Genomic DNA, 14,429 nt, shown 5'->3' on the forward strand with positions numbered 1-14,429 from the left:
GTGAATAATCATGGCAACATTAACTGAAGTTAAAAATGGTGTTCGAATTGAAAAAGACTTTTTAGGTGAAAAAGAAGTACCAAACTATGCATACTACGGCGTACAAACAATGCGTGCAGTTGAAAACTTCCCAATTACAGGATACAAAATCCATGAAGGTTTAATTAGAGCGTTCGCAGTTGTAAAAAAAGCTGCAGCGCTTGCGAATACAGATGTAGGAAGATTGGAATTGAACAAGGGCGGCGCGATCGCAGAAGCTGCTCAAGAAATTCTTGATGGAAAATGGCATGATCATTTCATCGTAGATCCAATCCAAGGCGGAGCAGGTACTTCAATGAACATGAATGCAAATGAAGTCATTGCCAATCGTGCGCTTGAATTATTAGGAATGGAAAAGGGAGACTATCATTATATTAGTCCAAATAGTCATGTAAACATGGCGCAATCAACAAACGATGCATTCCCAACGGCGATTCATATCGCAACATTAAACGCATTAGAAGGTTTATTACAAACGATGGGTTATATGCACGATGTATTTGAATTAAAAGCAGAACAGTTCGATCATGTGATTAAAATGGGTCGTACGCATTTACAAGACGCTGTGCCAATTCGTCTTGGACAAGAATTTAAAGCGTACTCTCGTGTACTTGAACGTGATATGAAACGAATTCAGCAATCACGTCAACACTTATATGAAGTGAACATGGGAGCAACTGCAGTTGGTACAGGCTTAAATGCAGACCCAGAATATATTGAAGCAGTTGTAAAACATTTAGCTGCAATTAGTGAACTACCACTAGTTGGTGCAGAAGACTTAGTAGATGCAACGCAAAATACAGATGCATACACAGAAGTATCTGCAGCACTTAAAGTATGTATGATGAATATGTCTAAAATTGCGAATGACCTTCGCTTAATGGCATCAGGTCCACGTGTTGGTTTAGCAGAAATTATGTTACCAGCTCGTCAGCCAGGTTCATCTATTATGCCAGGGAAAGTAAACCCTGTTATGCCAGAAGTTATTAACCAAATTGCGTTCCAAGTAATTGGTAATGACCATACAATTTGCCTTGCTTCAGAAGCAGGACAATTAGAATTAAACGTGATGGAACCAGTACTTGTTTTCAACTTACTGCAATCGATTAGCATTATGAATAACGGTTTCCGTGCCTTTACAGATAATTGCTTAAAAGGAATTGAAGCGAATGAAGATCGCTTAAAAGAGTATGTTGAGAAAAGTGTAGGAATTATTACAGCCGTGAACCCTCATATCGGTTATGAAGCAGCAGCTCGCGTTGCGAAAGAAGCAATTGCAACAGGGCAATCCGTTCGAGAACTTTGTGTGAAAAATGGTGTACTGTCACAAGAAGACTTAGAATTAATTCTAGATCCATTCGAAATGACACACCCAGGGATTGCAGGAGCAACTCTTTTAAAGAAAAATTAAAAGAAGAGGGGGGACAAGCCCCTCTTTTTTGTTTACAATATAGAAATGCTATATATGAATAGAGGTAGGGATGTTATGAGCAAGTTTACAGTAGCTTCTAATGGTGCATTAGAAACAACATTAAGAGGAGCAGAAGTATTATCAACACCACTTTTAAATAAAGGGGTAGCTTTCACACAAAATGAAAGAGAAGAGTTAGGTTTAAAAGGGTTATTACCGCCAGCGGTTTTAACGTTAGAAGAACAGGCACGCCGAGCATACGAACAATTTAGTTCTCAGCCGGATGATTTATTAAAGAATGTATACTTAACTGCGTTACATGATCGAAATGAAGTATTATTTTATCGTATATTAACAGATCATTTACGTGAAATGTTACCGATTGTATATACACCAACTGTCGGTGTAGCAATTCAAAGATATAGTCATGAATATCGTAAACCACGTGGCGTTTATTTATCAATTAACGATTCATCAGGTATCGAAGAAGCATTTACCAATATCGGTGCAACAGCTGAGAACATTGATTTAGTCGTTGTAACAGATGGAGAAGGCATATTAGGAATTGGTGACTGGGGCGTTGGTGGTATTAACATCGCAATCGGAAAATTAGCTGTTTACACTGCTGCAGTTGGAATCGATCCTAGTCGTGTATTACCAGTAATTTTAGATGTAGGTACAAACCGTGAGGAGCTATTAAACAATCCATTTTATATTGGAAATCGTCACCCTCGTATAACAGGTGAAGCTTACGATGAATTTATTGATACGTTTGTACAAGCGGTAAACAAACAATTCCCGAAAGCACTTTTACATTGGGAAGACTTTAGCTCTCGTAACGCACGAAAAATTTTAGATAAATATCGTCATGATGTTTGTACATTTAATGATGATATTCAAGGTACAGGTGCAGTTTCACTTGCGGCAGTATTATCGGCAGTGAAAGCTTCTGGTGTACCGCTAAGTGAACACCGCGTTGTTGTATTTGGTGCTGGTACGGCTGGAATCGGTATCGCAGATCAAGTTAGAGATGCGATGGTCCGCGTAGGCGTATCTGAAGAAGAATCATATAAGCGTTTCTGGTGTATTGATCGTAACGGGTTAGTTACAGATAATATGGAAGATCTTCTTGATTTCCAAATTCCGTACGCAAGAAAAGAAGCAGAAGTAAGTGAGTGGAAAGAAAATGATGTGATCGGACTTGCTGAAGTTGTGAAACATGTAAAACCGACAATTTTAATTGGTACATCTACTGTTGCAGGTGCATTTAAAGAAGAGATTATTAAAGAAATGGCTTCTCACGTAGAAAGACCAATCATTTTACCAATGTCGAATCCAACGCCACTGGCTGAAGCAAAACCAGCAGATTTAATCGAGTGGACAGAAGGAAGAGCGTTAGTTGCAACAGGAAGTCCATTTGAACCAGTTACATATAACGGTGTAACGTATGTGATTGGACAATCAAATAATGCACTTATTTTCCCAGGGCTTGGTCTTGGAACAATTGTAGTACGAGCAAGCGTCATGACGGATGGAATGTTCGCAGCGGCTGCTGAAGCAGTTGCAAGTATGGTAGATACAAGTCAGCCAGGAGCACCTATTTTACCAGAGGTCGAAGAATTACGTAATATCTCAGAAATGGTTGCAATTGAAGTAGCGAAAGTTGCAGTTGCAGAAGGTGTTGCAAGAGTGAACTTAAGTGATAACGATATCAAGATGGCAGTGCAAGAAGCAATGTGGAAGCCAGAGTATCGCCAAATAAAAGCGGTAGAAAAGGTTAGAATATAGAAAAAAAGCCCGTTTATAACAATAAGCGGGCTTTCACTTTTACTACTGAAAAAAAGTATAGGAAGTGTCACCTTTGAATTGGAATCAATTATGGAAGAAAGATATGTCCCTTTTAATTATATTAATGGTCGTTGTTCCGATTGCTGGGGAGCTGAACTTTCATCCCTTTAATGATACGTTTCGAGTTAGCTTCGGTACACCGCTATTCTTCTTTTTATTATTATTTTTAAGAAGAGTACCAGCAGGAGTTGCAGGTATTCTTGTTGGTATATCTGTAGTCTTATTCCGAGTATGTCTTGACTGGATCATGCAAGGTTCATTTCATATGACAGAATCATTTTATTTGCGTTATCCTGTGTTCTTCTATTATTTTATTTATGGCAGTTTTTTTTCGCTTTGTAGGGTAAATAAATTCCATCAGAAACCAATCATTATTGGATGCCTTGGAATTTCAATTGAAATTGTTGCAAGTATGTCAGAACTTGCGTTTTATCACATGTTAGTACTAGGTACAACAATAACGATTTCTGAAGTGAATAAACTTATTATTATTGCTATTTTTCGTAGTTTCTTTGCACTTGGTTTTTTAAATATGATGAATTTATATGAAACGAAATTAAAAGAATCGCAAGTTCGAAAAGAAAATGAAAATATGTTAATGCATCTTTCTAATTTATATGTGGAATCTGTTCATTTGAAAAAGACGTTACAAAATGCGGAGTTAATTACACAAGAAGCATATCAACTATATCGAAATTTACAAGTAAGCGCTGATTCAAGTAGTAAAACAGCATTGAAAATAGCGGGGGAAGTGCATGAAATAAAAAAGGATAATCAAAGGATATTTGCAGGATTATCTAAACTGTTATTAGATAAAAATGTGGCTGAATATGTAGAAGGACATGAGTTAGCAGAGATGATTGTTAGAATAAACGAGAAGTATGCTGAAATGCTAGAAAAGGATATACGTTTTTCTAAACATATAGAAGGTGAGCATGCTGCATACCACGTGTATACAGTGCTATCAATTTTTAATAACTTAGTTGCAAATGCGGTTGAAGCAATTGAAGATAAAGGTTTCGTTATTATTAAGCTATATAAAAGAAATCAGCATATATTTTTTGAAGTAATTGACGATGGACCTGGTATTGCACAAAAGTATAAGAAATTAGTATTTAAGCCAGGATTTACTTCCAAGTATGATCAAACGGGAACACCGTCAACTGGTATTGGGCTTTCTTACATAAATGAAATGGTAACAGAGCTAGGCGGAGAAGTGAAATTAGAAGACCGAGAAAATAAAAGAGGATGTAAGTTTATCGTTTGTTTACCAGAGGATAGTTTAAAGCAGGAAGGGGAATAGATTTGTTTTATTATATCGTAGACGATGATGAAGTTTTCCGTTCGATGCTTTCGCAAATTATTGAAGATGGAGATCTTGGAGAAGTAATTGGTGAGGCGGATGACGGAGCTTTTATTGAAGCGGATCAACTAAATTTTAAAAAAGTAGATATTTTATTTATTGATTTGTTGATGCCGATGAGGGACGGAATTGAAACAGTTCGTCACATTGCGTCAACTTTCACGGGGAAAATCATTATGATTTCTCAAGTGGAATCGAAGCAGCTTATAGGTGAGGCATATACACTTGGTGTAGAATATTATATTACAAAACCATTAAACAAAATCGAAGTTGTATCTGTTGTACGCAAAGTGATGGAGCGTATTAGATTGGAGCGTTCTATACATGATATTCAAAAATCATTGAATAACGTGTTTCAGTGGGAAAAGCCGCAATTGCGTACTGAACCAGTGCAAGAAGGAAAAAAGATAGGGGATTTAGGACGCTTTTTACTATCAGAACTCGGTATTGCGGGAGAGAATGGAAGTAAAGATTTACTTAGTATGCTGGAATATTTATATGGTCAAGAAAAGGCACAGACATTTGAGTTTGGCTTTCCTGCGTTAAAAGAAATTTTTCATCATATTACGATAAGGAAATTAGGGGATCTAGCTTTAGAGGCGGATATTGATAAAGAGAAAAAAGCGTCTGAACAAAGAGTACGTCGAGCTATTTATCAGTCGTTAAATCATTTGGCTTCTTTAGGATTAACAGACTTTTCAAATCCAAAATTTGAAAGCTATGCTCCAAAATTTTTCGATTTTACCGTAGTTAGAAAACGGATGACAGAAATGACGAAAGATGAACTCGCATCTTCTGGTCATACGCGAATTAATACGAAGAAGTTTATTCAAGTGTTGTATTTTGAGGCGAAGAGGTTGATGGAGATAGAGTGAAGAAGATGCTTATAAATAAGCATCTTCTTTCAGAGTGTTGGGAAACCCTTTAGGGTTCCCAACACTCTGGAATCTTTTTTGATTTTAGCGAATAAAAACAACATAAAATAATAGAATTTTAAAAAATAGCCCTCCACCTGACCCTTTTTGGTCAGGTGGAGGGCTATTTTTTTCATGTTTTGACAAGCTGCGGTGAGATAAGCTTGCATTTGGACAGACTTCAGCCCTCGAAACCGGGCATAGCGGTAGCCATGTAGTTCTTTGGCGTCTGCAAAGCTTCGCTCTATAGTGGAACAGCGTACTTTATACAACCTTTTCCCTGTAGCTGTTAGCTTGTTTTTTCTAGCAATATCCTTATATTTCTCCCACACATGATGAGTGATAACTTTTTGTTTTTGTTTCTTTGAAAAGCACACCTCACGTAACGGACAAACAGCGCAGTCTTCTGGATTCGATTTGTATTGACGGTATCCTTCACGATCAGTTGTTACATATTCTAGAATACATCCCATCGGACAAGCGAAAACATTCATTTCTTCTACATATTTAAATTGGCTTTTCGGTACTTCTTTATTCCGTTTTCCAAATCGGCGATACCCCATCACCATAAATATATTCCGTTCTGATAGTTTCTTACAGATATATCCTGTAAAATAGCCAGCATCAAGGGCAACAGCTTCTACTTTGAAGTCGAATTTATCAATCTGAGCTTGGAGGCGTGCTAAATACGGCTCGGAATCTGCCATATTTCCAGCCGTTACATAGGTATCTGTAATAATATTGTACTTCGCATCAGTCGTACGATGATCCAAGAAATGAAAACCATTTGGTTTTCCATCTCTCATTAAAAATCCACTATCTGGATCCGTTGTACTTATACGAGTTTTTTTGGTAGGGGTATCACTTTCCTTTCTAGGTTTTAATTCTTTTTTCCATGTACCTCACGATCTTCGATTACCGCAGCTTCTAGCTCGTCTATATAAAACTTTGCTTTTTCTTTTTTATATTTATGTACAAATTTATTTTTATTGGCATTGGCCTTAATATGTGTAGAATCTGTCATCAGTGCACGTCCTCCTACCATCCGGTGCTCCGTCGCTTGTCTCACAATCTCATCAAAAATTTCTTCGAAAATATTTGTATGAATAAAACGAGTACGACGATTCCAACTGATTGTAGAGTGATCCGGAATAGTATCCGATAGAGAAAACCCTAAAAACCAACGGTAGGCAATATTCGTTTTAATTTCCTTTTCCAATTGACGCTCAGAACGAATACCGTAAAAATATCCAATAAACATCATCTTAAATAAAACAATAGGATGAATGGACGGGCGTCCATTGTTTTCACAGTAATAAGGGCGTAACTTCTCTTCAATAAAATCAAAACTAATTGTCGCTTCAATTGCACGAAGGAAATGATCTTGTGGAACCAACTCTTCTACAGAAACAGATACACGCTCATCACGATGATTTTTTAAAGCACCCATCATAAAAAATCTCTCCTTTTCCTCTTTTTTATCAGTGTTGACACATAAAAAGAGGTTCAGACACAAAAACAGGCTGTGGAGAAGACTTTCTCCACAGCCTGGAAGAAGATGCTTATAAATAAGCATCTTCTTTTGTTAAATCAACATTTTATATTTTCTCGTGGAGCATGTAAAATGTTAAGTAAGAGAAAATGGTTTTATATTAAGGAAGTGTCAAAGCGATGAGTTTCACATTGAATAAATCGATTATTAAAGAAGTGTGCGGAGAGACCTCATATAAAAGAGGTGAAGCCTATTATAAATCAAATAAAGTGATAATAGATCATTACGATGAAAATAAAGAAATTTGTGAGGCGACAGTAAAAGGGAACGAGGATTTCCATGTTACAGTAGCAAAAGCCAAAAAGGGTGATGTTGTTGCAAAATGTAGTTGTCCTTCATTAGCGTCTTTTCAAACGTACTGTCAACATGTTGCAGCAGTATTAATACAAATAAACTATAATCAACAAATAGGTGGAATGAGCTCCACTAGTAGCAGAAATGATCAATTGACAAGTGGTATGTTTCAGCTGTTTGCAGACAAACCACTGAGGCCAAAAAGTAAACAACACCGTTTTGATACACGTGAAATATTAGATATTGAGTTTATATGTACACCAGTTGCTACGAGAAGTGGTGGGGCTCTTCTTGGAATTCAATTGAAACTTGCCAAAGTGTATTTCATAAATCATATTAGAGAATTTCTTTCTAAGGTGGAGAAAAGAGAGTCTTTTCATTGTTCAAATGAATTTACATATACACCAGATATACATAGTTTTAAACAAGAAACGGATGCGATTATTCAGCAGCTCATTAAAATGTATCATAACGAAAAAATGTATGAAGATACGCTAGAAGTACACGCGAAACAAGATGAAAGTATGATATTTATACCACCAGCTTCATGGAAAGATATGCTCTTTTCACTTTCTAAAGCTGAATATGTACAGCTGAAACAAAATGAACAACTGTTTCAGGGATTACAAGTTTCAAAAGGGTTGTTGCCGTTACACTTTGAATTTACGAAGGGAAATAATGGCGGATTTACACTTCATATAGATGGTTTAAATCGTGTACAAGTTATGGATATGTATAACAATGCACTTTACGATGGGAAATTATATCACTTACACATTGAAGATTGTATGCGACTTATTGAATTACAAAAGATGATGAGTCGCTCAAATAGTAATCAGTTTTATATTCCAGAAAGTAAGATGGAACATTTCGTCGCGAAAGTTGTACCAGGATTAATGAAGCTCGGAACTGTACACATTGATGAAGTAATATCGGATCGTGTTGAAACACCTTCGCTAAAAGCGAAATTGTATTTAGACCGCGTGAAAAATCGCTTATTAGCAGGTCTTGAATTTCACTATGGGAACGTTATGATTAATCCGCTAGAAGAGGATGGACAGCCGTCTGTTTTTAACCGTGATGAGAAAAAGGAAAAAGAGATTTTAGACATTATGAGTGAAAGTGCTTTTGCAAAAACAGAAGGCGGTTACTTTATGCATAATGAAGAAGCTGAGTATAACTTTTTATATCACGTTGTGCCAACATTAAAAGGTTTAGTTGATATTTATGCGACAACAGCAATCAAATTGCGAATTAGTAAAGGGGATGCAGTTCCTCTTATTAGAGTGAGAAGAAAAGAAAGAATTGATTGGTTGTCATTTCGTTTTGATATAAAAGGAATACCAGAAGCAGAAATTAAAGGTGTATTAGCGGCCCTTGAAGAGAAACGTAAATATTATCGATTGGCGAATGGTTCGTTTTTATCGCTAGAGAGTAAAGAGTTTAATGAAATTAATCAGTTTATAAAAGAATCAGGTATTCGGAAAGAATTTTTACATGGAGAAGAGGTAAATGTTCCGCTTATTCGAAGTGTAAAATGGATGAACGGACTTCATGAAGGCAATGTTTTAAGTTTGGATGATTCTGTTCAAGAGTTAGTAGAAAACATTCAAAACCCGAAAAAATTAAAGTTTGCTGTGCCAAATACTTTAAATGCAGAAATGAGAAAGTATCAAGTATATGGGTTCGAATGGATGAAAACACTTGCTCATTACCGTTTTGGCGGTATTTTAGCAGATGATATGGGACTTGGAAAAACGTTGCAAAGCATTGCTTTTATAGATTCTGTTTTGACTGAGATTCGAGAAAAGAAACTGCCAATATTAGTCGTTTCACCATCATCTCTTGTTTATAATTGGTTTAGTGAATTGAAAAAATTCGCCCCGCATATTAGAGCAGTTATTGCAGATGGAATTCAAGCAGAGCGCCGGAAAATTTTGAAAGATATAACGGAATTTGATGTTGTAATTACGTCATATCCATTACTGAGAAGAGATATAAGATTGTATGCAAGACCATTTCATACACTATTCCTTGATGAAGCGCAGGCGTTTAAAAACCCTACAACGCAAACGGCAAGAGCTGTGAAAACAATTCAAGCTGAATACCGTTTTGGGCTAACGGGTACACCTGTAGAAAATTCATTAGAAGAGCTATGGTCTATCTTCCATGTCGTCTTCCCAGAATTGTTACCAGGAAGAAAAGAGTTCGGTGATTTAAGGCGTGAAGATATAGCGAAGCGAGTGAAACCATTCGTATTAAGACGATTAAAAGGGGACGTATTAAATGAGTTGCCAGAGAAAATAGAGCACTTACAATCATCGGAGTTATTACCCGATCAAAAGAGTCTTTATGCTGCTTATTTAGCGAAGCTAAGGGAAGAAACGTTAAAGCATTTAGACAAAGATACGTTACGTAAAAATAAAATTAGAATTTTAGCTGGTTTAACGAGATTGCGACAAATTTGTTGCCATCCTGCTTTATTTGTTGATGATTACAAAGGAAGTTCAGCTAAATTTGAACAACTGTTAGAGATTTTAGAGGAATGTAGAAGTACAGGGAAGAGAATATTAATTTTTTCTCAATTTACGAAGATGCTTTCCATTATTGGTCGTGAGTTAAATCGACAAGCAATTCCATACTTTTATTTAGACGGGAGTACACCAGCGCAGGATCGTGTAGAGCTGTGCGATCGGTTTAACGAAGGAGAAGGGGATCTATTTCTCATTTCTTTAAAAGCTGGTGGTACCGGACTTAATTTAACTGGTGCAGATACAGTAATATTATACGATTTATGGTGGAATCCAGCTGTTGAACAACAAGCGGCTGATAGAGCGTATCGAATGGGGCAAAAAAATACAGTACAAGTTATAAAGCTAGTAGCCCACGGAACAATTGAGGAGAAAATGCATGAACTGCAAGAAAGTAAGAAAAATTTAATTGCTGAAGTGATTGAGCCAGGAGAAGAAAAATTAGCATCCATTACGGAGGAAGAAATAAGAGATATTTTAATGATTTAATATGAAAAAGCTATGCTTTCACATGTGAAAGCATAGCTTTTTGTTGTAATAATTATATTTTGTTTTGTGCAAAGTAAAGAAATCAAATGTTATTTAAATTACTTCTTTGTACCTTTACTTTTGTAGGGTTTGGCAGCTGCCTTTTTCTTTGCACTTGATTGCCAACGGTTCCATCCTTTACTTCCTGTACCTTGTCCTACACCTTTTTTCGGTTTTGCTTTCGTTTTACTCATATGATCACTCCGTTATATAAAAATCTTATTTGATAATAGTCAATGATTTAGAAAATACTCTTTATAAATGACTATGATTGCTGTAAGTAAAAATAAACTGCTTGAATGCTATAGTATAACATGAATTTGCAAGTAAACTGAAAGGAATTATAAAGAAAATGAAAATAATAAGAAATACTGCAGATTCTATATTCCGAACGATCACATTAATTGTTGTGTATACGTTAGTTTCGGTCAGTGAAACATTTTTTGGATTGACGAGGCAGAAAAAGTAAAGATGTTAAATTAACAACAATCAATAAAGCCGTAAAATAAAGAATTGAAAAACATTTTAAAACTTTTTGTTGACTTTCTTTATTTTTTGTATAGAATAATCATTAATAAAATGTTTCAGAGATGTGACAACAAAACGACTATGAAAGGACGAGTAGTAGTAGGACGTAGTTTAAGCGAGTCAGGGGTGGTGTGAGCCTGATACGAAGCCTATTATGAAGAACCTCCTGGAGTTGCTAACCGAAATCCTTTATAGGAAAGTAGACTTAGCCGGGAACTTCGCCGTTACAAGAAGAACAGTATCGAGATATTTCATCTCCGTATTGTATAAGTGAGCAACCTCTGTTGCTAATTTGGGTGGTACCGCGGAACCAAAGCCTTTCGTCCCAGTTTTTTGGGAAAGAAGGGCTTTTTTTGTTGGCTTCTTTTCACAACATCCAAACATTTTAGGAGGAAACCACCATGTATCAATCATTAATGACAGTAAGAGAGACTCAAATTGCAATTAAGGAAGTTAAAACATTTTTCGAGGACCAATTAGCAAAACGCCTTGAACTATTCCGCGTATCTGCACCATTATTCGTAACGAAAAAATCAAGATTAAACGATCACCTAAACGGTGTAGAACGTCCAATTGAATTTGATATGTTACAATCAGGAGAAGAATTAGAAATTGTTCATTCACTAGCGAAATGGAAACGATTTGCATTACATGAATACGGATATGAAGCTGGTGAAGGTTTATATACAAACATGAACGCGATTCGTCGTGATGAAGAACTTGATGCAACGCATTCCATTTATGTTGACCAATGGGATTGGGAAAAAATCGTTCAAAAAGAATGGCGTACTGTTGAATACTTACAAAAAACAGTACAAACAATTTATGGAATATTCAAAGATTTAGAAGATCACTTATTTGAAAAATATCCGTTCCTTGGAAAGTATTTACCGGAAGAAATTGTTTTCGTTACTTCTCAAGAATTAGAAGATAAATATCCAGAATTAACACCGAAAGATCGTGAACATGCAATTGCAAAAGAACACGGTGCAGTCTTCATTATCGGAATTGGTGATGCACTTCGTTCAGGTGAAAAGCATGACGGACGCGCAGCTGATTATGACGATTGGAAATTAAACGGTGACATTTTATTCTGGCACCCAGTACTACAATCTTCATTTGAGTTATCATCAATGGGAATTCGTGTTGATAGTAAATCACTTGATGATCAGTTAACGAAAACTGGTGAAGACTTCAAACGTGAGTATGATTTCCATAAAGGTATACTAGAAGACGTACTACCATTAACAATCGGCGGTGGCATTGGACAATCAAGAATGTGCATGTACTTCTTACGTAAAGCACATATCGGTGAAGTTCAATCTTCTGTATGGCCTGACGATTTACGTGAAGCTTGCAAGAAAGAAAACATTCATCTGTTTTAATAGAAGTAAGGGAATAGCTTAAATATAGAGCTATTCCCTCTTTTTTATAAAACATTACTTATTTATTACCGAGTTCTTCTGCTAAACCGATTAAAATTCCTTCGACTCCACGAATGTAGCAGAGACGATACGAGTTCTCGTACTGAACTACTTCGCCAACGAGCTCTGCACCATGCTTAGTGAGTCTCGATACCATTTCGTCAATATCCTCGACAGTGAACATGACGCGTAGATAACCGAGGGCGTTTACAGGAGCTGTTCGGTGATCTGCTATAGTAGGAGGGGTGAGAAATCGCGAAAGTTCAATTCGGCTGTGGCCATCTGGAGTGACCATCATAGCAATCTCTACGCACTGAGAACCGAGTCCAGTTACGCGACCAGCCCATTCACCTTCGACATTTGCTCGACCTTCGAGATTCAAGCCAATCTCCTCAAAGAAAGAGATTGCGTTATCAAGGGATTCTACAACGATGCTGACATTGTCCATTCGTAGTAATTTGTTTTTTGCCATAGTCTTATCTCCTTATGTATAAAAGTTTATTATTTAATTATCCTCATAATTATACTACTAAGTAGTTACAAATTCCTTTCAGTCAAAAACACCTTGTCACAGTATAGGAAAATGTGACAAGGTGTTTTTTAATATATCATATAGCATCTTGTTAACGAATAGCTTTTTATTTAATAGGAAGGAAGTAGATTAATATGTTTTTTTTATAAGCGTTACTAAACATATCAAATTAGCTCATTTGCACGAAAGGCTCAATTTTCGCCATAAATGATTGATGCAGCGCCTCAACGCCTGTTACTAAATGAAGGCGGTCAATAACGACAGACACTTTAATTTCTGATGTACTTACCATTTTAATATGAATATCTTCTTCTTTTAAAGTAGTGAACATATTTGCAGCGACACCTGGGTTAGATACCATGCCAGATCCTACGATTGATACTTTTGCTAAATGATTTTCATATTCTACTGCTTCATAGTGAAGTGCCTCTTGATTTTGTTCCAATACTTCTAATGTTTCTCTTAAATCATTAGAATGGATGGAGAAGGAGAGATGAACAGTTCCTTCATTTGTAATACTTTGAATGATGATATCTACATTAATATGTGCCGCTGCTAATGTAGAGAAAACAGTTGAAAGTGAACCTTGTTCTAATCCTTTCACTGTGATGCGTGTAATATTATCTTCAAATGCAATACCTTTAACGATTGATTGTTGTTCCATGTTACATTCTCCTTTTACAATTGTTCCGTTTTCTTGTTCCATACTTGAGCGAACTTCTAAAATGACATTATGATTTTTAGCAAACTCAACAGCACGCGGGTGTAATACACCAGCACCGAGGTTTGCAAGTTCTAACATTTCGTCATAAGAAATTTCATCTAATTTGTAAGCATCTTTTACAACTCGTGGATCCGTCGTATATACGCCGGTCACATCTGTGTAAATATCACATTTTTTTGCGTTTAGTGCAGCAGCTAATGCGACAGCAGTTGTATCAGAACCGCCTCGTCCAAGCGTTGTAATTTCAAAATCTTCACTGACTCCTTGGAAACCAGCTACAATAACAATCGTACCTTCAGCAAGATAAGATTGAATACGATCTGTATGAATGTCAGTAATCCGTGCACTACTATGTACAGATTCTGTCGTAATACCTGCTTGCCACCCTGTTAATGAAATTGCATGATAGCCTTTTGCTTGCAGTGCCATTGTTAATAATGAAATAGTTACTTGTTCTCCTGTAGATAGAAGCATATCCATTTCACGTTTACTTGGATTTTCTGTGATAGCGTTAGCGAGTGCGACAAGTTCATCTGTGCTTTTTCCCATTGCTGAAACGACAGAGACAATGCTATGACCTCGTTCATATTCTTCAATAATTAAATTTGCTACATGTTGAATGCGTTCGACGCTTCCGACAGAAGTGCCACCAAATTTTTGAACAATTGTTTCCATTACAAATTCCTTCTTTCGTCTATTTTTAAGAATAGATTAGGAAATATATCAATCCCAATACTCCTG

The 14,429-nt window shown here is 36.4% G+C and carries 9 protein-coding genes, 1 pseudogene and 1 other annotated feature; of the genes and pseudogenes, 6 read left to right on the top strand and 4 right to left on the bottom strand.

Features of this window, described 5'->3' with window-relative positions:
* Nucleotides 1-10 precede the first annotated feature (10 nt).
* The 4 genes from aspA to AC3WVZ_RS07695 all read left to right on the top strand — a co-directional run bounded on the left by aspA (nucleotide 11) and on the right by AC3WVZ_RS07695 (nucleotide 5,536).
* Nucleotides 11-1,450 carry an aspartate ammonia-lyase gene (gene aspA / locus AC3WVZ_RS07680; RefSeq protein ID WP_000224205.1) on the top strand — a complete coding sequence of 480 codons (1,440 nt, stop codon included), beginning with the start codon at nucleotides 11-13 and terminating at the stop codon, nucleotides 1,448-1,450.
* A 75-nt stretch (nucleotides 1,451-1,525) separates the two neighbouring features.
* A complete protein-coding gene (malS, locus tag AC3WVZ_RS07685; RefSeq protein ID WP_002195357.1) occupies nucleotides 1,526-3,238 on the top strand; it encodes an oxaloacetate-decarboxylating malate dehydrogenase in 1,713 nt (570 codons plus the stop codon).
* A 64-nt stretch (nucleotides 3,239-3,302) separates the two neighbouring features.
* Nucleotides 3,303-4,601: a sensor histidine kinase gene (locus tag AC3WVZ_RS07690; RefSeq protein ID WP_079004286.1), complete on the top strand. Its 1,299-nt coding sequence runs from the start codon at nucleotides 3,303-3,305 to the stop codon at nucleotides 4,599-4,601.
* Between the two features lie 2 nt (nucleotides 4,602-4,603).
* Nucleotides 4,604-5,536 (top strand): response regulator, encoded by a 933-nt coding sequence (locus AC3WVZ_RS07695; RefSeq protein WP_000500302.1) that lies wholly within the window; start codon nucleotides 4,604-4,606, stop codon nucleotides 5,534-5,536.
* 122 nt (nucleotides 5,537-5,658) lie between these two features.
* Here AC3WVZ_RS07695 and AC3WVZ_RS07700 read toward each other — a convergent pair.
* Nucleotides 5,659-7,028: pseudogene (locus AC3WVZ_RS07700) on the bottom strand (IS1182-like element ISBth7 family transposase); the annotation flags it as partial.
* Nucleotides 7,029-7,246: 218 nt separating this feature from the next.
* On the opposite strand from AC3WVZ_RS07700, the gene AC3WVZ_RS07705 reads away from it, so the two are divergent.
* Nucleotides 7,247-10,441, top strand: a complete 3,195-nt coding sequence (locus AC3WVZ_RS07705) for a DEAD/DEAH box helicase (RefSeq protein ID WP_065211697.1) — start codon at nucleotides 7,247-7,249, stop codon at nucleotides 10,439-10,441.
* Nucleotides 10,442-10,539: 98 nt separating this feature from the next.
* Here AC3WVZ_RS07705 and AC3WVZ_RS07710 read toward each other — a convergent pair whose 3' ends face one another.
* Entirely contained in the window at nucleotides 10,540-10,674 is a 135-nt protein-coding gene (locus AC3WVZ_RS07710; protein ID WP_000047588.1) for a DUF3934 domain-containing protein, read from the bottom strand.
* A 406-nt stretch (nucleotides 10,675-11,080) separates the two neighbouring features.
* Nucleotides 11,081-11,339 (top strand) — a binding site (T-box leader).
* A gap of 70 nt (nucleotides 11,340-11,409) precedes the next feature.
* On the opposite strand from AC3WVZ_RS07710, the gene asnA reads away from it, so the two are divergent.
* A complete protein-coding gene (gene asnA / locus AC3WVZ_RS07715) occupies nucleotides 11,410-12,393 on the top strand; it encodes an aspartate--ammonia ligase (protein WP_233936244.1) in 984 nt (327 codons plus the stop codon).
* A 58-nt stretch (nucleotides 12,394-12,451) separates the two neighbouring features.
* Here the strand turns inward: asnA and AC3WVZ_RS07720 are convergent, their stop codons facing one another.
* A complete protein-coding gene (locus AC3WVZ_RS07720) occupies nucleotides 12,452-12,904 on the bottom strand; it encodes a VOC family protein (RefSeq protein WP_001107259.1) in 453 nt (150 codons plus the stop codon).
* A gap of 229 nt (nucleotides 12,905-13,133) precedes the next feature.
* Nucleotides 13,134-14,363: an aspartate kinase gene (locus AC3WVZ_RS07725; protein ID WP_048657254.1), complete on the bottom strand. Its 1,230-nt coding sequence runs from the start codon at nucleotides 14,361-14,363 to the stop codon at nucleotides 13,134-13,136.
* Between the last annotated feature and the right edge of the window lie 66 nt (nucleotides 14,364-14,429).

Source organism: Bacillus sp. CPT56D-587-MTF (assembly GCF_058792335.1).

What these genes read in the sequence shown, in the direction of transcription:
- aspA (WP_000224205.1), top strand. Translation starts at nt 11, where the DNA reads ATGGCAACATTAACTGAAGTTAAAAATGGTGTTCGAATTGAAAAAGAC.
- malS (WP_002195357.1), top strand. Translation starts at nt 1,526, where the DNA reads ATGAGCAAGTTTACAGTAGCTTCTAATGGTGCATTAGAAACAACATTA.
- AC3WVZ_RS07705 (WP_065211697.1), top strand. Translation starts at nt 7,247, where the DNA reads ATGAGTTTCACATTGAATAAATCGATTATTAAAGAAGTGTGCGGAGAG.
- AC3WVZ_RS07710 (WP_000047588.1), bottom strand. Translation starts at nt 10,674, where the DNA reads ATGAGTAAAACGAAAGCAAAACCGAAAAAAGGTGTAGGACAAGGTACA.
- asnA (WP_233936244.1), top strand. Translation starts at nt 11,410, where the DNA reads ATGTATCAATCATTAATGACAGTAAGAGAGACTCAAATTGCAATTAAG.
- AC3WVZ_RS07720 (WP_001107259.1), bottom strand. Translation starts at nt 12,904, where the DNA reads ATGGCAAAAAACAAATTACTACGAATGGACAATGTCAGCATCGTTGTA.
- AC3WVZ_RS07725 (WP_048657254.1), bottom strand. Translation starts at nt 14,363, where the DNA reads ATGGAAACAATTGTTCAAAAATTTGGTGGCACTTCTGTCGGAAGCGTC.